Raw genomic sequence first — 21,977 nt, forward strand, 5'->3', positions numbered from 1 at the left:
GATGTAATTGAAGCTAGAACCAGGCAGTGATTCTCCCGTTAGTGGAGAATCGCTGCCTGGTTTTTTTGATTTGTGGTGGCTTGCTGAGCTGAGACTTATTTGGGCGGATTATCTTCAATTGGGAGAAGGAGTTTTGCTGGGATCTGAGAAGTAACTGCATTCTGTGCAACTATTCCGTATGAAATAGTGAATCTTCGGATTTTAGTTGTATTCTGTACAACTAAAAACTCGAGATGTTGCTTAGAGGCGAAAAAACCAAGGAAATAGTTGCACCAAATACAGCTATATCTAATGGTGGCGTGATGCGTGAAAAAATAGTTGTATGAAATACAGTTAAACGTGACTACCCTTGCACCAGCACCAGCACCAGCACCAGCACCAGCACCAGCACCAGCACCAGCACCAGCACCAGCACCAGCACCAGCACCAGCACCAGCACCAGCACCAGCACCAGCACCAGCACCAGCACCAGCACCTATATCAGTACCTATATCAGTACCTATATCAGTACCTACATCAGCACCTACATCACTACGAGCACCTATACCAGTACCTGCATCTATACCAACATGTGGGTGCCTGCACCATCACTTTTGCTATCCCTTCGTCTCTCTTTTGCGTCTAAACATTGCCTCTGTTACTGCTCAATATAGTTACTTAGAGGGTAGATAGATTTGTCGGACGCACAGCGGATTTTTTGTAACTAGGTAAGCAAGTACATCAATAGGAAAATGTGGTTGAAGCAGTGTTGGATATGACCTGGTTCTTGCGGAACTCGGATGGGGACATCCCGCTAAGTTTATTGAATATGCGGTTGAACTGGGAGAAGCTGTTGAATCCGCATTGCCCGGCGATCTCGGAAATCTTCAGGCGGGTGTAGATCAGCAATTGCTGGGCATTACGGACCCGGGTCATCTGAATATATTCTGTCAGCGTGGAGCCGGTAATTAACTTAAATTGGTGTGATAAGTAATAGGAGCTGATAAAGAACTCTTTAGCGAGGAAATCAAGGGACAACTCGCTGCTGTAATGGCTATGGATGTATGCGGTGATCGAGTAGATTTTTTGCATAATGGCATTTCCAATCTCCTCTGGGACATAGCTGTTCTGGTCTCTACGCTGGTATAAAGCACAGAGGAACTGTTGGAAAAGGCTGTGAATCAGTACTGGATTTAACGGTGAAGTGCTGTGTGACAAGGTGAAGATAGCGTTAAGAGGATCAAACACGGCTTTGCGCAACTCTTTTGGCAAACGGTAGATCGGTATTTCTTCCCAAAATGAGAGAAACATACTTTTGTAAGCGTTATCTAAACCGGGTATATCCTTGGGCATGGCGAAGTTTATGATCAGCCGCTTAAACGGCGGCCCTTCCGGATATTGTGTCTTATGCAACCGATAAGGACGCAGGAGCACGATGTCATACTGCTGGAGGGCGCAGACATTCCCATCGATAATATGAGTGGCTCGGGAATCCATCAAGATATGAATCTCGTAAAAATCATGAAAATGCTGAAACTCCATATTGATATCGTGAGAACGCTGGTCATAATCAAAATAATAAAAAAGGGGATCTACGGGCGTGTTGATACGTACGCTATACCCTTGTTCGTACAGTAAGTCGCTTTCAAGCAAATGCTCTCACCGCCTTATTCTGTAATATGCACTTATTATAGGTTCAGAAAAGCAAGATTTGCAATATATGAGGGTTATTACAGCAAATATAAAGTAGTTTTTGTATGGAATGGTTTGATATATTACGGGTGAATGGAACTACCCAACATGAGGGAAGACCCAAAATGGCAGGCGAAGGGGCGCAAAACAGATGAACAACAGCCGGATTAGTAAAGTTGAGATCATTGAAAAGCTGAACCGCGTGACGGATAAGCTGCTGAAGCTGGAGCGGCCGGAAAACGAAGCCGAACTGCAAAATTTAGGGGAGGATGCGGGACGAAGGGGGTATTTTGCCCGTGATTTTGGCATGGAGGAATGGGATTGGCCGCAGGGAGTGGGGCTTTACGGACTTCAAAAGCTTGAGCAGCATTTCAAGGATGAGCGTTATCAAGAATATGCCAAGCTTTGGATGAGCAAGCAATTGGGCAAGGGACTGCCGAGCCGGAATATCAATACAACAGCACCGTTGCTGTCATTAATGGAACTGAAGGAAGCGGAGGAATTAAGCCTGGAATGGGTACAGTGGTTGATGCATGGCCTGCCGCGGACGGAGGAGTCTGGTTATCAGCATGTTACAACAGGAGCGAGCAAGGATGAAGTTACGCTCAATGATAATGAAATCTGGATTGATACGTTATTTATGGCTATTTTGTTCACGGCAAAAATGGGTGTCAAATACGATAATTCCGCATGGCGGCAAGCGTCGCTTTACCAACTGCTGCTGCATATCAAATACCTGTATGATAAAAAGACGGGGCTGTTTTTTCATGGCTGGCATTTTGGCGGCCGGCATAATTTCAGCGAAGCCTTCTGGTGCCGGGGCAATAGCTGGTTTACACTCGGCCTGCCTGAATACCTGGAGTTGATGGGGCCGTATCTGGACAGTGGAGTGTTTGAATATCTTCAACAGATCCTGAACGCACAGGCAACAGCTTTATTAGCCTGCCAGAGCGGAGACGGATTATGGCATACGCTGCTGGACGACTCTAACAGTTATACTGAAACGTCAGGCTCAGCAGCTATCGCAGCGGGTATTTTGCGTAGCGTACGCAGGGGGTTGTTGCCGGAATCGTATGCAGATCATGCCCTGAAAGCGATCCGGGCGGTGCTGGACAGAATTGACGATGAAGGCACGGTGCTTGGTGTATCCGGCGGCACTCCGATTGGTGCTGCAAAAGAAGATTATAAGGAAATCATTATTGCCCCTATGGCCTACGGGCAGGCCATGGTTTTAGTCGCACTAGGTGAAGCGTTACATTACTGTTGAGGAGGAGTAGATAGCTAAGGAGAGAGTTAAAAAAGCTGGAGAAATATTTGCTTGTAACTTCACTTGTGCTTGGAGTATACTATTTTCGGGATGGTTAAGCGCTTACCTTGAAGGAGGATAAGCAAACATGGTAAATCCGATCGTAGTTGGCATTATTGGGGCAGGCAGAATTGGCCGGCTTCATGCAGATAATCTGCGTGTGATGCCGTCGTTTAAGTTGAAATCCATTGCGGAGGCTGTGGTAAGTGAGGAATTGCTGGTCTGGGCAGAGAGCCGGAATCTTGGCTCTGCATTTGTGAATGGGCAAGACATTCTGAATGACCCTGAGATTGAGGCTGTGTTTATCTGCACACCTACGGATACCCACGCCTCTTGGATTGAGCTAGCGGCCCGGGCTGGAAAACATATTTTCTGTGAAAAGCCGATCAGCCTGTCGTCAGAGTTTACCCACCAGGCACTGAAGATAGTGGAGGATGAGGGTGTATTGCTACAGGTCGGCTTCAACCGGCGAATGGACCCTAGCTTCCGCAAACTTAAGCAACTGGTTCAATCAGGAGAGCTAGGCAGTCCACATATTGTGAAGATCACATCACGTGATCCGCAGCCTCCGGGTGAGGCTTATGTGCGGTCTTCCGGCGGGATGTTTATGGATATGACGATTCACGATTTTGATATGGCCCGTTATCTGATGGGTGAGGAAGTAACAGAAGTTTATACCCGAGGTGCCAATCTCGTTGATCCGATGTTTGGGCGCTGCGATGATGTGGATACAGCTGTCATCACGCTGACCTTTGCCAGTGGCGCAATCTGCGTCATTGATAACAGCCGTAAGGCTGTATATGGTTATGATCAACGCGTGGAGGTGTTCGGTTCCTGCGGCTCAGCCACCGCCGATAACTGCCGTCCAACAACTGTAGAGGTTTCAACCGCTGCTTCGGTCACACGCGATCAACCGCTTCATTTCTTTCTCGAGCGGTATAACCAGGCTTTCGTGGAAGAGGTTGCCGCGTTTGCCCGGGCACTCCGCCTGCAGGAGCCTATCATTTGCAGCGGGCTTGACGGGCAACAGGCGGAACGGATTGCCGAAGCCGCTAAGGAATCCTATCTTACCGGGCTTCCGGTCAAGTTGTCTTCTTGTGCCGGAGAGGGAATATCGGCGACACAAGCTTTGTAAGCGGATGCAGATGCTGAAGATGGGGGAGGTCTGTGAAGATGTCCAATCTAATCATAAAAGCCGGAGCACCCGGCAAAGATGGACTTGTAGCGGCAGTTAGCAAGGAGAGCGCTGGATGGGAATATGTCGGTTTTGAAGTGTACCAGCTGCAGGTTGGGGATACGCTGAGCCGCAGCGCGGAAGGGAATGAAATCTGTCTGGTGCTGCTGGCGGGCAAGGCGGATGTGAGAGCAGGCGCCCAGTTGTTCGCCGGGATCGGTGAACGTATGTCTGTATTTGAGGATTTGCCGCCGTATGCGGTGTATATTCCGGCGGGAGGGCATTATGAAGTTACGGCCTTGACGGAGCTGGAACTTGCGGTTTGCCTTGCACCAGGAACGGGTAAATATGCGCCGCGTTTGATCGCTCCGTGCGATACTGTGGCCGAAGCACGCGGTTCTGGCAGTATGTCACGGCGAGTGGTCAACATTTTGCCTGAGCAGAGTGAAGCCGAGAGCCTGCTGGTCGTGGAAGTACGTACGGGTGGCGGCAATTGGTCCAGCTATCCTCCGCACAAGCATGACTGTGACAATCTACCTGCTGAGTCTTACCTGGAAGAGACATACTACCACCGGGTTAACCCGGCTCATGGTTTTGTAGTGCAGCGGGTGTATAATGACGATCGCAGCCTTGATGAGACGATGGCCGTGTCTGACCGCAGTATTGTATTGGTTCCGGAGGGCTATCATCCTGTATCGGCACCGCCGGGTTATGATTCTTATTATCTCAATGTGATGGCAGGTCCGGTCCGCACATGGGTTTTTCATAATGATCCGGAACATGAATGGCTGTTCGAGATGCAGCAACACCAGAAGGATAAGAAGAAATAGTGTAGCAGCACGCACGAAAAGGGGGCTTCCGCAAGGCGGAGGCTCCTTCTTTGTGTCGATGTATTGACCAAATGCTCGCCACAGTAACAGAGTCTCTTGCACCGCTGAATAGACACTGTCAGAAGAGTTCCTTATAATCTAGGTATAGGATTGTACGAACGTAAAGGCGGGCTCACTAACGATGAAACCTACGATATATGATGTGGCACGGGAAGCGGGAGTCTCCATCGCTACGGTGTCCAAGGTGTTGAACAAGAATGGGAGAATTAGCGATAAGACACGGGAGAAGGTTCATCGGATCATGGAGGAGCTGAATTACCAGCCGAGTCTGGTGGCCTCTGCGCTGACGAGTCGCCGAACGGGAACGATCGGGCTGATGATTCCCGATATTTCCAACCCTTTTTTTGCTGAGGCGGCCCGAGGTATTGAGGATTATGCTCAGGAGCAGGGAAGCGACTTGATTGTATGCAGTACTGACCGGGATGATGAGAAGGCGGCCCGGTATATCTCACTGCTCCTGCGTAAACGGGTGGACGGTATAATCATTGCTTCTCATACAGGGAATCCGGATATGGTCCGCCGCCTGCTGGCTGATCACGTACCGCTTGTGTTATTTTCGGCTGATATCCGGAGGATGGAGAGCAACAGCGTCACGGTGGATGACTATAAGGGAGGCTATCAGGCGACAGAATATCTGTTGTCCTTGGGCCATCGCAGGCTCGGCATTATCTCTGACAATTTACCGGGGAGTAAGCTGCGCGTGGAAGGCTTTATGGATGCGCTCAAGGCAGCGGGTGTTGGCTTTGACAATCCGGCTAATCTCACGCATACCTCAGCCACACTGGAGAACGGCCGCAAAGCGGCTGCCGCGATGCTGGCTCAGGCGCAGGAAGACCGGCCGACCGCCATATTCGCCTGCAATGATCTGCTCGCGATTGGGATATTGAAGGAGGCGCGCAGCGCAGGCTTGTCAATTCCCCGTGATCTGTCCGTAGTGGGTTTTGACAATACAATGCTGGCTGAAATTTGCCATCCCACCTTGACCAGCATTGCTCAGCCTCTGCGTGAGATGACGGAACAGGCGATGATTCTGCTGAACCAATCTATCGACAATCCCGATAGTCCTAAGCGCAAGATCATGCTGATGCCGGAACTGATAGTCCGCCATTCCACCGGACCGGCACCGAATTAGGAAGATACAAACTCTACAAACGGAGTAAGAACGCCGACTCCTATCTGAAGACCTGTACCTCGCTTAGCGGCGAGGTACAGGTCTTTTCTTTGTTTTTTTCTGGTACATGGGTTCAGATCCCAACTTCGTTTAAGTTCAGGATTGCCAAACTCCAATTTCTAAACTATACTAATGGAAATTAGGTTAAGCGCTTAACCCATCCCCCGATGTTGTTGTATCTCATTAATCCATTTTACTGAAGTTTTCTCAAGGAGGCGTCATAATGAACGGTTTACAGTTCGATCCTGCACGACCGCTGGATTTAATTGCTGTCGGTCGGCTCTGTATTGACTTAAACGCTAATGAAACCGGAAGACCAATGGAAGAGACACTGACGTTTACCAAATATGTCGGCGGCTCTCCCGCCAATATCGTAATTGGAGCAGCACGGCTAGGGATGCGCACTGGCTTTATCGGTAAGATATCCGATGATCAGATGGGCCGTTTTATCCGAACTTATCTGCAAAGGAATGGCATTGACGATAGCCAGGTGAGTGTTGACCAGACCGGTGCAGTGACTGGGCTTGCTTTTACTGAAATAAAGAGTCCTCAGGAGTGCAGCATTCTGATGTACCGGGATCATGTGGCTGATTTGCTGCTGAGTACGGAGGAGATCTCGGAAGAGTATATTCGGAAGTCCAAGGCACTGCTGATCTCAGGTACTGCACTGGCACAAAGTCCGTCCCGTGAGGCTGTGTTTGTCGCTTTGGAGTTCGCCCGCAAGCACAATGTCACTGTATTTTTTGATCTGGATTATCGCCCCTATACTTGGAAGTCAGCCGCAGAAACAGCGGTCTATTATAATCTAGCAGCTGAGAAATGCGATTGTATCATCGGTACCCGTGAGGAATTTAATATGATGGAGAGCCTGTACAATGTGACAGATGCAGATGACGAAGCAACAGTTAACCGCTGGTTCTCGCACCAAGCAAAGCTGGTCGTTATCAAGCATGGCGGGAGTGGTTCAATCTCCTACACGGCGGATGGGCAGAAGCATCGGAGCGGTATTTTTCCCGCTAAAGTATTGAAGACATTTGGAGCCGGAGATTCTTACGCCTCAGCCTTCATTCACAGTCTAATGCGGGGAGAAAGCGTCGGTGAGGCCATGCGCCGCGGCAGCGCGTCGGCATCCATTGTCATCTCCCGCCACAGCTGTTCGGATGCCATGCCAACCTCGGACGAATTGGAAGCGTTTTTATTGTCTAACGAGGAAATCACTTCAGGTGCAGAGTAAGTAGGCAGAGGTTGGAGAGGACACAACTCAAACAACCCCAGATCGAATAGCTATGCAAGATTAGATTAGATTAGATTCGCGGGATCGCATTAATAGAGATGAAGGAGTGAGTAGAATGGCACAGCAAACCGTGCAAGTGCTGAACAACTATATTGACGGGCAGTGGGTAGAGGCGGCTACGGAGCACTCAGAAACGGTATACAATCCAGCGTCTGGAGAGGAGATGGCAAGGGTTCCGCTGTCCAGCAGAGTCGATGTTGATCGGGCGGTGGCGGCGGCAAAGGCGGCTTTTGCAGGCTGGTCCAAGACACCGGTGCCGCGCAGAGCGCGGATCTTGTTCAAATATCAGCAGCTGCTGGTGGACCATTGGGATGAACTGGCGAAGACGATCACGCTGGAGAATGGAAAAAGCTTCAAAGAGGCCTACGGAGAGGTGCAGCGCGGCATTGAGTGTGTGGAATTTGCGGCAGGTGCGCCGACGCTGATGATGGGCCGGCAGTTGCCCGACATCGCGACAGGCATCGAGTCTGGGATGTATCGCTATCCCATCGGTGTAGTAGGCGGGATCACACCGTTTAATTTTCCAATGATGGTGCCTTGCTGGATGTTCCCGTTGGCCATCGCCTGTGGGAATACCTTTGTGCTGAAGCCCTCCGAACGCACACCGCTGCTGGCAGCACGTTTGGTCGAATTGTTAGAGGAAGCCGGGCTTCCGAAAGGTGTGCTCAATCTGGTTAACGGTGCGCATGAGGTGGTAAACGGCCTGCTGGAGCATCCAGATGTGAAGGCGATTTCCTTCGTTGGCTCACAGCCAGTGGCCGAATATGTCTACAAGAAGGGAACGGCGTGTTTGAAGCGGGTTCAGGCGCTGGCAGGGGCGAAAAATCATTCTATTGTGTTGGCAGACGCGAACCTTGAGGCTTCAGCAACACAGATTGTCAACGCAGCCTTCGGCTCGGCGGGAGAGCGCTGTATGGCTTGCTCCGTGGTAACGGTGCAGGAAGAGGTTGCTGATGAGCTGATCTCCATCCTCCTGCGTGAATGTGAGCAGATGACCATCGGCAATGGTTTGGACGACGACACGTTTCTTGGGCCGGTTATCCGCCAAAGTCATAAAGACAAAACGGTCGCTTATATTGAACAAGGCGTGGCCGAGGGCGCTAAGTTGCTAAGAGACGGCCGGACGGATGCTGCGGTGCAGGGACAGGGTTATTTTATCGGCCCAACGTTGTTTGATGGAGTGACCCGGGAAATGAAAATCTGGCAGGAGGAAATTTTCGCGCCTGTCCTGGCAGTGATCCGTGTCAAGGATGTAGAAGAGGCGATTGAAATTGCCAATACCTCTCGTTTTGCCAACGGGGCTTGTATTTTTACGAATGACGGCGGGAAAGTGCGCTATTTCCGGGAAAATATCGAGTCAGGCATGTTGGGTGTCAATGTCGGAGTGCCAGCCCCGATGGCCTTTTTCCCTTTCTCCGGCTGGAAGGATTCCTTCTATGGCGATCTGCATGCGAATGGAAGCGACGGGGTTGAATTTTATACACGCAAAAAAGTCGTCACTGCCCGCTGGCAGTAACAAAAACGGCGAAAGGGAGGTTTCACGTGGATACGATTAGATTAACGACGGCGCAGGCGCTGGTGAAATTTCTGAACCAGCAATATGTGGACTTTGGCAATGGACCGGAGCGTTTTGTACACGGTATATTCACCGTTTTCGGCCATGGCAATGTACTTGGACTGGGGCAGGCACTTCAGGAAGCGCCGGGTGAGATGACGGTCTATCAGGGGAGGAATGAGCAAGGAATGGTGCATGCGGCGACTGCCTTTGCCAAGCAGAGCCGCAGACGGCGAATCATGGCCTGCACCGCTTCGGTAGGACCGGGTTCAGCTAATATGCTGACAGCCGCTGCCACTGCGACGGCGAATCAGATTCCCGTGCTGCTGCTCCCCGGCGATACCTTTGCCACCCGTCAACCGGATCCGGTACTTCAGCAAATGGAGCACACCTACAATCTGTCGATAACGGTCAACGATGCCTTCAAAGCGGTGAGCAAATATTGGGACCGGATTTATCGGCCAGAGCAGCTGATGACGGCATTGCTGAACGCGATGCGTGTGCTGACTGATCAGGCAGATACCGGGGCAGTTACGATTGCGCTGCCGCAGGATGTGCAAGGGGAGGCCTGGGACTACCCACTTGAGTTCTTCCGCAAGCGCATCCACCGGATCGTTTCCCGTACTCCGCATCCGGATGAGCTTGCTGCGGCAGCTGATCTTATTGCCAGTAAACAGCGACCTCTGCTGGTCTGTGGGGGGGGAGTCCGGTATGCGGATGCAGGAATGGAATTACGTGCGTTTGCGGAGAAATTCGCCATCCCATTCGGTGAGACGCAAGCTGGAAAAAGCGCCGTGGCAAGCGACTGTGCCTACAATCTCGGTGGCATAGGAGTTACCGGGAATGGCTGTGCTAATACGTTGGCCGCAGAAGCGGATCTGGTGATCGGTGTGGGTACCCGGTTTACGGACTTCACGACAGGTTCGAAGAGTTTGTTCGCCCATCCCGAGGTGGAGTTCCTGACAATTAACGCTTCCCTTTACCATGCCTCCAAGCTGGATGCGCTGGCTGTGGTCTGTGATGCTGCCGAAGGTCTTAGGGCGCTGTCTGCTACGTTGGAGAAGCGCGGTTACCGCACCGCTTATACAGATGAAATTGTAGTGGCAAAAAAGGCATGGGAAGTGGAAAGAAAGCGTCTATCTGACGTGGAGTATAAGGTGAATCAGGAGGCAGATCGTCCAGATCGTTCTTCAGTTTCCTTCGTGCCGGAAGTTGCCGGACATCTTGACGAGAAGCTATCTGAATATGCGGCGAAGTTGAACACTTCGCTGGCGCAAACACAGGTACTCGGGATCCTCAATGAATATCTTCCGAAAGACGCCATTGTGATAGGAGCCGCAGGCAGCTTACCGGGCGACATGCAGCGGATGTGGAATTCCACTGTGCCGGATACTTACCATATGGAATATGGCTTTTCGTGTATGGGGTATGAAATCTCCGGTGCACTCGGTGTGAAATTGGCGGAGCCGGACCGGGAGGTATATGCATTGGTGGGCGATGGCAGCTATCAAATGCTGCATTCGGAACTAGTGACGAGCCTTCAGGAGAACAAGAAGATCAACGTCATTCTGTTGGATAACATGGGGTTCGGCTGTATCAACAACCTGCAGATGGAGCAAGGACTGGATAGCATGGCGACTGAATTCCGCTACCGGGGCCCGGAAGGTCAGCTGAGCGGCGAACTGATAAGCATAGATTATGCAGCAAGTGCCGCGGGATATGGAGTGAAGACCTTCCGTGCGTCAACGGCTGAGCAGCTGCGTGACGCTTTGAGGGAGGCTCTGCTGCAGGATCGTTCCACCCTAATTGACATTAAGGTGCTGCCCAAGACAATGACACATGGTTACGGAGCCTGGTGGAATGTTGGTGTTCCAGAAGTGTCCGGCAGTGAAGCCGTTCGGGCTGCCTACGAGCAGAAGCTTGAACAGCTTGGAAAGGCCCGCAGTTATTAGTATTAGTAATACTGTGAAACGGAAGGGGTAGAATCGAGGATGTTCAAAGAACATGCGGTCAAGCTGGCGATTGCTCCTATCGCTTGGACTAATGATGATATGCCTGAACTGGGAAAAGACAATACCTTTGAACAGTGCATTAGCGAAATGGCGCTTGCCGGGTTTCAGGGAAGCGAGGTGGGCAACAAATATCCACGCTCTCCGGAACGGCTGCGCCGGGCACTTGAGCTTCGTGGACTTGAGATTGCCAGCGCTTGGTTCAGCGCGTATCTGACTATGCGGCCATATGAGGAGACAGTGGAGGCTTTTTGCGCGCATCGTGATTTTTTATATGAGATGGGTGCGAAGGTGATTGTCGTCTCAGAGCAAGGACGGAGTATTCAGGGACAAATGGATACGCCGCTGTTTGCTAATAAACCTGTATTCACAGAAGCGGAGTGGGCTGCACTTGCCGATGGACTGGGTGGGCTTGGCCGGCTGGCTGCTGAAAAAGGTATGGAGCTTGTATACCATCATCATATGGGGACAGGGGTGCAGACTGGGGCCGAAATTGCTAAGCTAATGGAGCTCACGGAACCGGAAGAGGTGTCTCTGCTGTTCGATACCGGTCATCTAGCTTTTGCCGGTGAGAATCCCTTAGAGGTGTTGCGCATCCACTTACCTCGGATTAAACATGTCCATTTAAAGGATATACGTCCGGAGGTTGTTCAGCGTGTGCTGCGTGATCAGCTCAGTTTTCTCCAGGCTGTAAAAGCGGGCGCATTCACCGTACCTGGCGATGGATGTATATCCTTTGCGGAGATTTTCAGCGAATTGGCAAGTTACTCTTATACGGGATGGTTTGTAGTGGAAGCGGAGCAGGATCCGGCACTTGCCGATCCGCTGGAATATGCGATCAAGGCGCGCCGTTATATCAGAGATCTGAGTGGTTTATAGGCCGAGGAGGGCTACCACTTGGTGCTTGGCGGCTGCTCGGACAGATTTATATGCGGGGGTTCACGGCTATGGCTGTGCGCACCTCGCCTTTTTAATGAGCAGGTGTAAAATACGAATGTCTTCGTTGGTCGGGCTCATGTTGTATGTGTTATAATGGCAGCAAATTAGGCGGAAGAGTTTCCATTTCCATGATGGTGCAGCCAAATATCTATGAACTACTCGTGCATTAACGGCTGAACCGTGGCCGGGTATCCTAACGGTTGTACAGAGGGGGTTATCTATTGTTCCGTTCCTGGTATCGCCGATTGCTGCTGTCCTATTTTCCTATTTTTTTGCTTACTGTGACGATACTGATTTTTGCCTCTTTTGTATTTATTAATGATATTTCACGAATGGAAACTAAAAAAGCGGACCGTATCACCGCCAGTTATCTTATGGATAATGTGGACCGAACGATCAAGGAAGCTGAACTGTCAGTGCTGGAGGCTGCTGAACGCAGCGATGCTTATAAACGTTATTTTAACAATCAAGGCCAGATTGATATGGCGACTGTCTACGCTGTTGCCCAGAATCTACGCAACTTGACGCGTGAATCGCCCTATATTCAGTCCATCTATCTTTATGACAAGAGAAATGAAAGCGTTTTAACAGAAACTGGATTAAAGGACCTTTCAGGATTTGTAGACGAGGATTGGATTGGCCGCATCACCTCCGGCTCTTTAGCGGAAGGCTGGCAGCCTGTTAGGGAATACAAAGATGAATTTCAGCGCACGTCTATACGTGTGCTTACCATAAATAAAGGTATGCCGCTGCCCTTCGGTTCGGAGGGAGTGCTCGTAATTAATCTCAAAATGAGCGGAATGGAACAGATCGTCGACGGTATGGTCAATGAACAGTTGTCCTTTCTGACCATCTTTGGCGCAGATGGACAGATGGTCTATCAGGCGCATTCGGACAGTGAAGGTGCCAAGAATGGGAAGCAGTTGAATACTTTATATATGGAAAGGCTTGGCTGGACGTTTTCCAGCGGGATCAAAACGGGCAGTCTATTCAGCTGGGTGTCAGTGATTTCTTACCTTTGGGTAGCTATTGCCTTAGGTACGGTTGTGTGCGCGATTTTTTACCTGATCTATGTTACGCGGCGGAACTATAAGCCAATTCAGGTGATTATGAACCGGATTGAAGGTCATCAAATTCGCAAGCTGGACCAATCCAGCGACAGACCGGACGAAATGATGCTCATTGACGGGGTGCTGGAAGATCTAATCAACCATATGACGGATTATGATAAGAAAAGCAGAGAGAATTTGCTGTTACAGCGCAGCAAGCTTTTCAACGATCTCTTGCAAAGCGAGCGGTTGGACAATGTCGTTCAGCGGATGGAAGAGCTGTCGCCGCTCTCCGGAGCTCATTCCACAACCCGCTTTATGGTTGTGCTAAGCGAAATCAACCGCTACGACAAGGTTTTTCAAGATCGGTATACAAGGGGAGATCAGAACACGCTTAAATTTGCCCTGATGAATGTCTTTCAAGAATTGGCGCGGAGTGCGGAATTGCAAGCTTGGGCGGAGTGGATAGGGACTGACCGGGCGGCAATTCTCTTCCTGACCACAGGAAGTGATGAAGAGATGGCAGAGAAAATCCGTGTATTCGCTGAGGACTGCCGCACCTGGGTGGAGCAGAACTTGCGCCTCTCCTTAAGCTTCGCTATCGGGCCAGTGGCGGCTGGGCCAGGGGAGATCCGGGATTCCTATGCGGCAGCGGAGAATGTGATGCAGCACAAGCTTTTAATGCACGAAGACATCGCTTTAACGGAATTTGGAGAAACGCGCCAGCCGCTTCTTGAGACATTCAAGTATCTACAAATGATCGCTGAGTTTGTTAAGCAGTTCCGGATGTCGAGCGGCCAATGGCGGGAACTGCTGGAAGGTGTTTTTGATGGTTTTAAACAGGATTATTTACAAGATGATGATATTCGCTCTCTAATTCAGGCCATGCTGCAGATGCTGAGCCGGGAAGTGGCTGTCATGTCTGAGCAGCTGCAGGATGAGCTGTCAGCAGAAAATGCGGAGAAGCAGCTGAAGCGGCTGGAAGAGGCAGAATCCATAGATGAAATGAAGGGGATTTTGTTTGAGTATTTGACTGATTTATTCCGCACTTATGTTTCTGTCAGTGAAACTAAAAGCTACCGGGCGATGGTAACCGAGATGAAGAATTATATTGAAGAGAATTTTACAAATCCCGATCTTTCCCTAAAGCATTTGAGCGACCGGTTTCAGGTATCCGGCAAATATGCCAGCTATCTATTTAAAACAGAATTTAAAATGAAATTTGTTGATTTTCTTACAGAGCTACGCATGAAGGAAGCCGAAAAGCTTTTAGTGGAAACGGAATGTTCGCTGCAGGATATCGCACTTCAGGTGGGGTATGCGAATGCAATTACATTCGGCAGGGTATTCAAACGAGTATTAGGAATCACGCCGGGTGACTACCGTTCTTTAAAGCGCGGGCGCGGGAGCTCCAGATTATAGCTGCCGACTTTATTAATCCAATAGCACGTGAACAATAGTTTTTATAACCGCATCTGTGCACGCCAACCTCTATGATGAGGGCGCGAACACCGATGCGGTCTTTATTTTCACACTTTTGAAAGCGGTTTATTCTACGAAAATGGTTGTATGGATAAACCGGAAGTCCGATTTTGCTGGGATATGAGCATCCGAAAGAGGTTTATTGTCAGACTGCCGAAATTCATGAAATACTGTGGGCATCCAGAACAACAAGCGACCCAGTAGCACGGCAGTAAAAAGCATCACGTGATATGGATTCCGCTGGGGATGGATAGAGTTAAGGCTAGGGGATCATAAATACACCATTAAAGCCTGCAAGGGCGAAGGGGATGGAAAAATGACAGTGAACGTACATCAAGGAGTTCTGAAGAAAGCAATCGGGATCGGATTAACCGCAATAATGGGCGTTTCTCTGCTAGCAGGCTGTTCCAATGATTCTAAAAACAACACAGCATCCGAGGGTGCCCCAGCCGGCGAAAGTGCCAAGCGCGTTACATTAAAGGTGGAAGTGTTTGACCGCGGCAACAGCCCAGCCCCTCATACCATTACCAATAACTACTTAACTAAACTAGTGCAGGAAAAGTTCGGAGATCCGAATAACATTGATGTAGAATTTGTACCTATCCAGCGTTCTGAGGAAGTTACCAAGCTGAATGTTTTGATGGCGAGCAATACGGATGTGCCCGATATCGTATTTACGTATGATTCCAGTGTGTTTTATCGGTATGCCCAGCAAGGTGGCTTGACTGATGTCGGAGAAATTCTCGATGAATATGGCCCGAATCTGAAAAAGTTTATTGGCGAGGATACGCTGGCGTTCGGCCAGCTTGAAGGTCAGCAGTATGCGATCCCTGGTAAACGGGCGATCACAGGCCGTTATAGCTCCTACATCCGTCAGGATTGGTTAGATAAATTAGGACTGCCTGTGCCAACGACGACCGATGAGCTGTACACTACTTTGAAAGCGTTTAAAGAAAAGGATCCGGGCAATCTCGGCAGCAAAAACATCCCGATGGGCATGGCACTGGCACCAGCCCAATTCGAGACGTTGATTTTCTCTTTCATGAAGCCGATCAGCGGCGATCTGACCTACAGCCAACGTTATGAGCTGCCGCTGCATGAGGGCTTTAAGGATGCCCTGCAATTTCTTAATAAGCTCTACAATGAAGGGATGATCAGTAAGGACTTCAGTCTGGACGAGGATAAAACACAGTTGGCCAAGGATATCCAGAACGGCAATGTAGGCTACTGGTCGGAGGATGTGGATGTCTTGTTCTATGCCGATGGTACCCTGGATAATCTCTACAAAAATGTAGAGGGAAGCAAGGTGCTGCCGGTAGACGTCTTAACCAACGCCAACGTTGATAACAAGCACATTAAATCCCGGTATGCCTCCAACGGCATGTACATCATGATTCCGAAGAGTAGTAAACGCGCCGTGGAAGCCGTTAAGTATCTCGATTGGATGGCTTCGGATAATAATCTGATTGATATCCAAAATGGCGTTGAAGGTGAAAACTACGACCTGGTAGACGGTATTCCAGTGGCCAAAACAGATGTTTCCCAGGAGTTCGCCGATCGTCTATTTAATGCTGGCGACATGGCCATTATCTCCAACGGCAAAAACATCGGTGATCAGGCCACTAATGAAAAAGCATGGGCGCTGGGCTTTCCGGAACGTAACCGGGAGATGCTGACTCAATCTATCGCTATCGCCAACGCTGACACGGTGGGGCCGCTCGTCTTCGGCAAGCCGATAGAAGCGGAATCGCAATATGGCACAACGCTCAAAGATAAGCTCAACGTAATTATTGTAAAGACGGCAATGGCCAAACCAGAGCAGTTTGAAGCGGTTTACGAGCAGGAAATGAAAGATTACATGACTTTGGGCGGAACCAAGCTGAAAGAGGAACTGGAGAAGTCGTTTAAGGAACTTTCGGCTCAATAAACAAATATATAGTGAAAACCGGGGGGAGATGGTGCTGCGCTCCACCCGGTTTTTCTCCTTAGGAGGAAAACGACTTGAGCAAAGCGACATACTTTAGACGGTATTGGCAATTGTACGCGCTGCTTTCGCTGCCTATTATTTATTTCCTGATCTTCCGCTATGGTCCGATGTATGGTGTGCAGATTGCTTTTAAGGATTTCAATTTGTTTCAGGGGATTGGAGGCAGCGAGTGGATTGGCTTTGATGCGTTCCGCGAGGTTTTTGGAATGAGAGAGTTCTACACCACCTTGCGCAATACCTTTATGCTGAATTTTCTGGATTTACTTGTCTCTTTTCCGGCTCCGATTATCCTGGCGATTATGCTGTTCGAAATTCGTTCGGTGTGGTTCAAAAAAATATCGCAGACAATTTTGTATATCCCCCACTTTATTTCCTGGGTGATCATCGGGGGGATCGTATATCAATTGTTCGGCAACCAGTCCGGTATGGTGAACGGTGTGCTGGAGAGCTTAGGCCTTACTCCCATCCCGTTTCTGACTGAAAAAAATCCGTGGCTGATCACTTATTTATTCACAGGCGTCTGGCAAAGTGCCGGTTGGGGGACTATCCTTTATCTGGCGGCGTTAACCGGTGTCAACCGAGAGCTGTTTGAAGCTGCTGAAGTGGATGGAGCGACAAGGCTGAAGAAAATCCGCTACATTACGCTTCCTAGCATAAAACCAACCATCGTGACGCTGCTTATCCTCAATCTGGGAAAGATGGTCAGCATCGGCTTTGACCGCCCTTACATTATCGGTAACACTGCTGTGCGTGAGTATTCTGATGTGCTCAGTACCTTTGTGTACCGGGTGGGTCTAGAATCCGGACAATATACGTTGGCTACTGTAGTCGGATTGTTCCAGGCCGTGGTGGGACTGGTGTTTATTTTTGGCTCCAACTATATTTCGAAAAAAGTGACCGGAGACGGTATTTTATGATAAAGAAAGAAGGAGGCGGAGTGCTATGAGTGAACGTACCTCAAACCGGATATTCGATATCGTCAATATAACGTTTGTTGCCTTGTTCGTTTTGTTCTGCTTGGCTCCGTTTTTGCATGTGATTGCCGTGTCGCTTAGTTCCAACCGGGCAATTACTTCTGGAGAAGTAACGATTTTCCCCATTGAATTGAACTGGAATGCATACATTAATGTTTTTTCCAATAATGCGATGATCCGCTCTCTTGTCTTTACGGTTATTCTGACGTTTGCCACAACGGTGCTGTGTATGCTTTTCACTGTGGCAGCAGCTTATCCGCTGACCAAAAGAAAATTGAAGGGCCGTAAATTTTTTATGTATCTGATCGTTATCACTATGTTTTTCAGCGGCGGTATTATTCCTGAATATTTGTTGATCCGTGATTTGCATTTGATTAATTCGGTCTGGTCGCTTATCCTGCCAGGTCTGGTCAGCCCCTTTAACCTGATTATCCTGATCTCCTTTTTTAATAACATTCCTGCCAGCCTGGAGGAATCGGCCGAAATCGATGGCAGTTCCCATCTTCGTACCCTGATGAGTATTATATTGCCGCTATCCATGCCGGTTATGGCCACATTGGCGCTTTTCTACGCAGTGGGAAGGTGGAACGGCTTTCAGGATTCTTTGATGTATATCAATAATCCGGATTTGTATCCGCTCCAGCTCAAGCTGTTCCAGATGGTGCAGAACAACATGGTATCCGAACTGACACAAATGGAAGGTGCCAACCGGACCCCACTGACACCAGAGAGCCTAAAAGCGGCCACCGTTATCTTTGCAACAGTACCGATCCTTGCCGTATATCCATGGCTGCAGAAATATTTTGTCAGCGGTGTAATGCTTGGTGCCGTAAAAGGTTGAACCGTAAGCTGTAACAAGGGAGGAGAAAATAATTATGGAGGACAAAGGCATGTTTTCGTTCTCAACTTGCTGGAATATTAAGCGTCATTCCATCGGCAGTGAAATGCTGCGGGAAATCCGCGATCTGGGCTTTCAGCGAGTGGAGCTGAACTATAATGTGACTAAGGAAATGCTGGAAACGATCGAGCCGATGCTTGAGCGGGGGGAGGTGGGGATCTCCAGTGTCCACAACACCTTCCCGCATGTGCAGGACTCCGATTATGGCACAGATTCCGTGCTGCTGGGTTTTGAGGATGAGGAGAAGCGGCAGCGGGCGATTGAGCTGCTGATTGGCTCGGCTAAGTATGCTCAGCGTTACGGAGGAGAAGCTGTTGTTGTGCATCCCGGTGAGGTACCCTTTCCAAATGATATCAGTAAAGAGCTGGAGCAGATTTATAACGGAGAGGGTAGAGATTCTAACGCTTATCGCAGCAAATGGGCGGAACTGATGGAGCGGCGGGAAGCCTATAGCGCCGGCTATGTGCAGAAAATTATTGAAAGCCTAGATGAAGTATGTAACCGGGCAGTTTCTGAGGGGATAAACGTACGCTTTGGTATCGAAACACGTTCCAAACCGCAGCAGATTCCGACGCTTGCGGAAGCCAAAATGATTATTAAGGCGCTAAAAGGAGCGCCTGTGGGCATATGGTATGACACCGGGCATGCCATTATGATGGACCGTTTGGGTTTGTACGACAGTGTGGGGGAAATGGAAGGTCTGATGGATGATATTGTAGGTGTTCACATTCATGAGACTATCGGTCTGTCTGATCACTGGTGCCCTTATGTAAACAGCGGGAATATGAAATTCTATGATGCTTATCTGCCGATGATTGAACGGGCGCGGGTCAAGGTGTATGAGTTGAAGGCAGCTTGCCAGCCGGAAGAAATTGATGAAAGTCATCAGCTGCTTATGGCCAAGTTGGCGCGTAGAGGACAGGTCTGATGTTGAACGATGAAGACCGTAGGTTAGCTATGAAGTATGCTCCGCGCTTATTATTCGATCAGAACGAGCCATTTTTTCCGGTACGTCTCGGTATAACGGTGATGCGGCAGGAGGAAGAGTCTCCTTCCTTCCGGCGCCGTCTAGCTGTGAACCGTCCGGATGTGCTGGCCGTTGTGGAATACGCGATTTATTACGATTATGATATTCAACATTTATATGATCTGGAGCATGTGTGGGTTTACATCGGTAGAGACGGGGAAGTGGTGGATGCCGAAGCGAGCTTTCACGGGGAATTCCTTAAAGCGCTGCTGCGCGGGGGCAGCAATCTAAGCGGGACACGGGTGGACCTCTATGTCCAACCCGGCAAGCATGCTCTTGCCCCGTTCCCTGAAGTCTTTGAGCTGTTACCGGGATTCGCATCCAGTACACAGGATGGAGCAGGTGCGGAGGGTCTGATTTATGGCGACTTTTTTCACGGCATTCTGGCGTCCGATGGAGAAACTGACCGTCTTGTCCACCGTTATCTGAAAACCTGCCGGTTCACGCCTTCCCTGTCCTATTCGTGCTGGGAATATGCGGACCGGGAGGAATTGTTCGTTTCTTGGAATCAACTGTTCACGGAAATTCCTGAACGTATCCGACGAGAGCTGGCGCGGCTTCAGCTCATGTTACCACCCAGACATTGAGCAGATTGTTAACATGGAGGGAAGTATAATGTACAAGCAACTGGTAGCCAGTAATGATAGAGCGGCAGTGGAGGGATTATCCCGGCAGGTGCTTGATCCGACGAGCCGCTATTATGGAGGGACAATAGATCCGGGTACTGGCGTTGCCTGGGTTAATCATACGACCGGCACACCAACCGATATGTGTTATTGGGGAGCGGCTCTGGTTAACCCGGATTCCGCATTCTACCGTGATGAGCTGCTGCTGGCCCGCCTGCTGCTGGCGACGGAGTTCGTGCTGCGTTCACAACATGAGGATGGCTCGATCTCTCCGGGCTGGACGAACTATCATTCTCCCCCGGATACAGCCTTTGTCATCGTCGGCTATGCTCAGCTATACCAACTGTTGGCGTCGCAGGATTGGGCGCCACTGCAACAGGTGCTTGATAATATGCTCTTGTTTCTTAAGCGAACTATTCCCGTCATGCTTACAGGGGGCTGTCACACGCCGAATCACCGTTGGGTATTGTGTGCAGCACTGGGGTTTCTGCATGAACTGTTCGGACTGGAGGAGGCTGTCCAACGGGCGGATCAGTGGTTGGCTGAAGGGATGGATATTACACCTGATGGAGAATGGACGGAGCGCAGTAACGGTATTTATAGTGCGGTCAGCGACATCATGCTGATTCATGCCGCTCGTCTGCTGGATCGGCCGCAGTTGCTGGAGCCAGTTCGTCTGAATTTACACATGATGGTCTATTTGGTGCATCCTAAGGGCGAAGTTGTGACCGATTATTCTGGACGCCAGGATCTGGGGAGCTTTCACGACCTGTCTCCATATTATTTACCGTACGCTATTCTGGCCCGTTCCGATAAGGAGCCATTGTTTGCGGGGATGGCCGAATGGGCAGGCAGAGCACTGGAAAATCCGGGGGTCTGCTCTGTTAACGTACTTGTACGTATGCTGCTGGAGCCGGAGCTTCAGCAACCTTTTGAAGATTCGGCAGCTCTGCCTGTAAAATATGAGAAAATACTGAACGGCGATTTTCCGCGACACGGCTATCTGCAGGATATGGAGAAGTCCGGCCATCAAGGGCGAATTTACCACAGCCGGCTGCATACTGATTTCGGAGCACCGGTTGTGCGCTACAGGGACGGGAACACTAGCGTGACCTTAATCACGGAGACGCCGTCTTTTTTTGCACTCCGTCACGGTGCCGTCAGGCTGCTTGCAGTGCAACTGGCTTCTTACTTTAATCCGGGCTATATCCCGATGCAGAAAATGATCAAACTACCTGACGGATACCACCTGTCAGGAGAACAAAAGAAGGGTTATTACGGTCCTGTAGAAGGTGAACTGCTTCCACCAACATCTGGGGAGCCAGTAAGCCCTTGGTATCTGCTACCGCATCAGAGCCGCGCACTTACGCATGAACAGACATTCCGTGTGGAGACGGAGGTTCAACGCACGGACAGAGGGTGGACCCTCCGGTTGCATGCTGAGGAACCTACAGAGGTTATGACACAGCTGTCTTTTATTTTTGGACGGGAAGGATGTTTCACATCGGGTGAATTGCAGGCTGTCGGAGAGGACCATTATCTCTGGAACGGCGGTAACCTCCGCTATAGTTGTGAAGAGGACTGGATTGAACTGACAGGGGGCGAGCTTGGCCATCTGGCGGCTACGGTGCGTGAGGCGAAGCTACAGGATAACTGCAAGGCGGTGTTGGTCAATTTTATGACCCCGTTCGATAAGACGATTACGATCACTCTATCTCCTTCCATGATAAGAGAGTAACCTTTGCAACAATTTACAATTTAGCAGACGTTGACGTTACACCTCAGTCTTAGAATAATAAGCCTTATTAAAAAACCTTCCATTAGAAGCAAACCTGGAGTTATCAGGTCTAATGGGAGGTTTTGTTATGCATCTGCTAAGCATAGACTCACCAGATTTTAACCGTGCATAATGGTATAAGTAAGAA

Annotated in this window: 18 protein-coding genes; 16 read left to right on the plus strand and 2 right to left on the minus strand. The window is 49.8% G+C overall.

The annotated features are described in order from the left end of the window. The first annotated feature begins 7 nt into the window (after nt 1-7). Nucleotides 8-154 carry a hypothetical protein gene (locus NYE58_RS01865; RefSeq protein ID WP_341000966.1) on the plus strand — a complete coding sequence of 49 codons (147 nt, stop codon included), beginning with the start codon at nt 8-10 and terminating at the stop codon, nt 152-154. Between the two features lie 189 nt (nt 155-343). Here NYE58_RS01865 and NYE58_RS01870 read toward each other — a convergent pair whose 3' ends face one another. Further along, nucleotides 344-475 carry a hypothetical protein gene (locus tag NYE58_RS01870; protein WP_341000967.1) on the minus strand — a complete coding sequence of 44 codons (132 nt, stop codon included), beginning with the start codon at nt 473-475 and terminating at the stop codon, nt 344-346. Between the two features lie 245 nt (nt 476-720). Continuing rightward, nucleotides 721-1,632: a helix-turn-helix transcriptional regulator gene (locus tag NYE58_RS01875; protein ID WP_076275970.1), complete on the minus strand. Its 912-nt coding sequence runs from the start codon at nt 1,630-1,632 to the stop codon at nt 721-723. A gap of 190 nt (nt 1,633-1,822) precedes the next feature. Between NYE58_RS01875 and NYE58_RS01880 the strand changes: the two genes are divergently transcribed. From NYE58_RS01880 to NYE58_RS01950, 15 genes are all read left to right on the plus strand, one after another. Continuing rightward, nucleotides 1,823-2,938: a glycoside hydrolase family 88/105 protein gene (locus NYE58_RS01880; RefSeq protein ID WP_076275971.1), complete on the plus strand. Its 1,116-nt coding sequence runs from the start codon at nt 1,823-1,825 to the stop codon at nt 2,936-2,938. Between the two features lie 127 nt (nt 2,939-3,065). Further along, nucleotides 3,066-4,112 (plus strand): inositol 2-dehydrogenase, encoded by a 1,047-nt coding sequence (gene iolG / locus NYE58_RS01885; protein ID WP_076275972.1) that lies wholly within the window; start codon nt 3,066-3,068, stop codon nt 4,110-4,112. A gap of 38 nt (nt 4,113-4,150) precedes the next feature. Next, nucleotides 4,151-4,981, plus strand: coding sequence for a 5-deoxy-glucuronate isomerase (gene iolB, locus NYE58_RS01890; protein ID WP_076219003.1), 831 nt, complete (start codon nt 4,151-4,153; stop codon nt 4,979-4,981). A gap of 181 nt (nt 4,982-5,162) precedes the next feature. Then, on the plus strand, nt 5,163-6,173 hold the full coding sequence (locus tag NYE58_RS01895) for a LacI family DNA-binding transcriptional regulator (protein ID WP_076219002.1): 1,011 nt from the start codon (nt 5,163-5,165) through the stop codon (nt 6,171-6,173). 262 nt (nt 6,174-6,435) lie between these two features. Beyond that, on the plus strand, nt 6,436-7,446 hold the full coding sequence (iolC, locus tag NYE58_RS01900; RefSeq protein WP_076219001.1) for a 5-dehydro-2-deoxygluconokinase: 1,011 nt from the start codon (nt 6,436-6,438) through the stop codon (nt 7,444-7,446). A 115-nt stretch (nt 7,447-7,561) separates the two neighbouring features. After that, on the plus strand, nt 7,562-9,022 hold the full coding sequence (locus tag NYE58_RS01905) for a CoA-acylating methylmalonate-semialdehyde dehydrogenase (protein WP_341000968.1): 1,461 nt from the start codon (nt 7,562-7,564) through the stop codon (nt 9,020-9,022). A 26-nt stretch (nt 9,023-9,048) separates the two neighbouring features. Continuing rightward, a complete protein-coding gene (gene iolD / locus NYE58_RS01910) occupies nt 9,049-11,013 on the plus strand; it encodes a 3D-(3,5/4)-trihydroxycyclohexane-1,2-dione acylhydrolase (decyclizing) (protein ID WP_341000969.1) in 1,965 nt (654 codons plus the stop codon). A 39-nt stretch (nt 11,014-11,052) separates the two neighbouring features. Then, on the plus strand, nt 11,053-11,949 hold the full coding sequence (gene iolE / locus NYE58_RS01915; protein ID WP_339189243.1) for a myo-inosose-2 dehydratase: 897 nt from the start codon (nt 11,053-11,055) through the stop codon (nt 11,947-11,949). A 281-nt stretch (nt 11,950-12,230) separates the two neighbouring features. Then, a complete protein-coding gene (locus NYE58_RS01920) occupies nt 12,231-14,480 on the plus strand; it encodes a helix-turn-helix domain-containing protein (protein WP_076275976.1) in 2,250 nt (749 codons plus the stop codon). A gap of 376 nt (nt 14,481-14,856) precedes the next feature. Beyond that, a complete protein-coding gene (locus tag NYE58_RS01925; RefSeq protein ID WP_076124659.1) occupies nt 14,857-16,467 on the plus strand; it encodes an extracellular solute-binding protein in 1,611 nt (536 codons plus the stop codon). A gap of 74 nt (nt 16,468-16,541) precedes the next feature. Next, nucleotides 16,542-17,444, plus strand: a complete 903-nt coding sequence (locus NYE58_RS01930) for an ABC transporter permease (RefSeq protein WP_038568353.1) — start codon at nt 16,542-16,544, stop codon at nt 17,442-17,444. Nucleotides 17,445-17,469: 25 nt separating this feature from the next. Next, complete coding sequence (locus NYE58_RS01935) at nt 17,470-18,342, plus strand: carbohydrate ABC transporter permease (protein WP_038568356.1); 873 nt, start codon at nt 17,470-17,472, stop codon at nt 18,340-18,342. A 34-nt stretch (nt 18,343-18,376) separates the two neighbouring features. Beyond that, nucleotides 18,377-19,327 (plus strand): sugar phosphate isomerase/epimerase family protein, encoded by a 951-nt coding sequence (locus NYE58_RS01940; RefSeq protein ID WP_076275977.1) that lies wholly within the window; start codon nt 18,377-18,379, stop codon nt 19,325-19,327. After that, nucleotides 19,327-20,013, plus strand: a complete 687-nt coding sequence (locus NYE58_RS01945; protein ID WP_341000971.1) for a hypothetical protein — start codon at nt 19,327-19,329, stop codon at nt 20,011-20,013. Before NYE58_RS01940 ends, NYE58_RS01945 begins: the two co-directional genes overlap by 1 nt. A 28-nt stretch (nt 20,014-20,041) precedes the next feature. Next, nucleotides 20,042-21,790 carry a hypothetical protein gene (locus tag NYE58_RS01950; RefSeq protein WP_341000972.1) on the plus strand — a complete coding sequence of 583 codons (1,749 nt, stop codon included), beginning with the start codon at nt 20,042-20,044 and terminating at the stop codon, nt 21,788-21,790. Nucleotides 21,791-21,977: the final 187 nt, after the last annotated feature.

Source organism: Paenibacillus sp. FSL L8-0708 (genome assembly GCF_038009325.1).
GTDB lineage: Bacteria > Bacillota > Bacilli > Paenibacillales > Paenibacillaceae > Paenibacillus_AQ > Paenibacillus_AQ odorifer.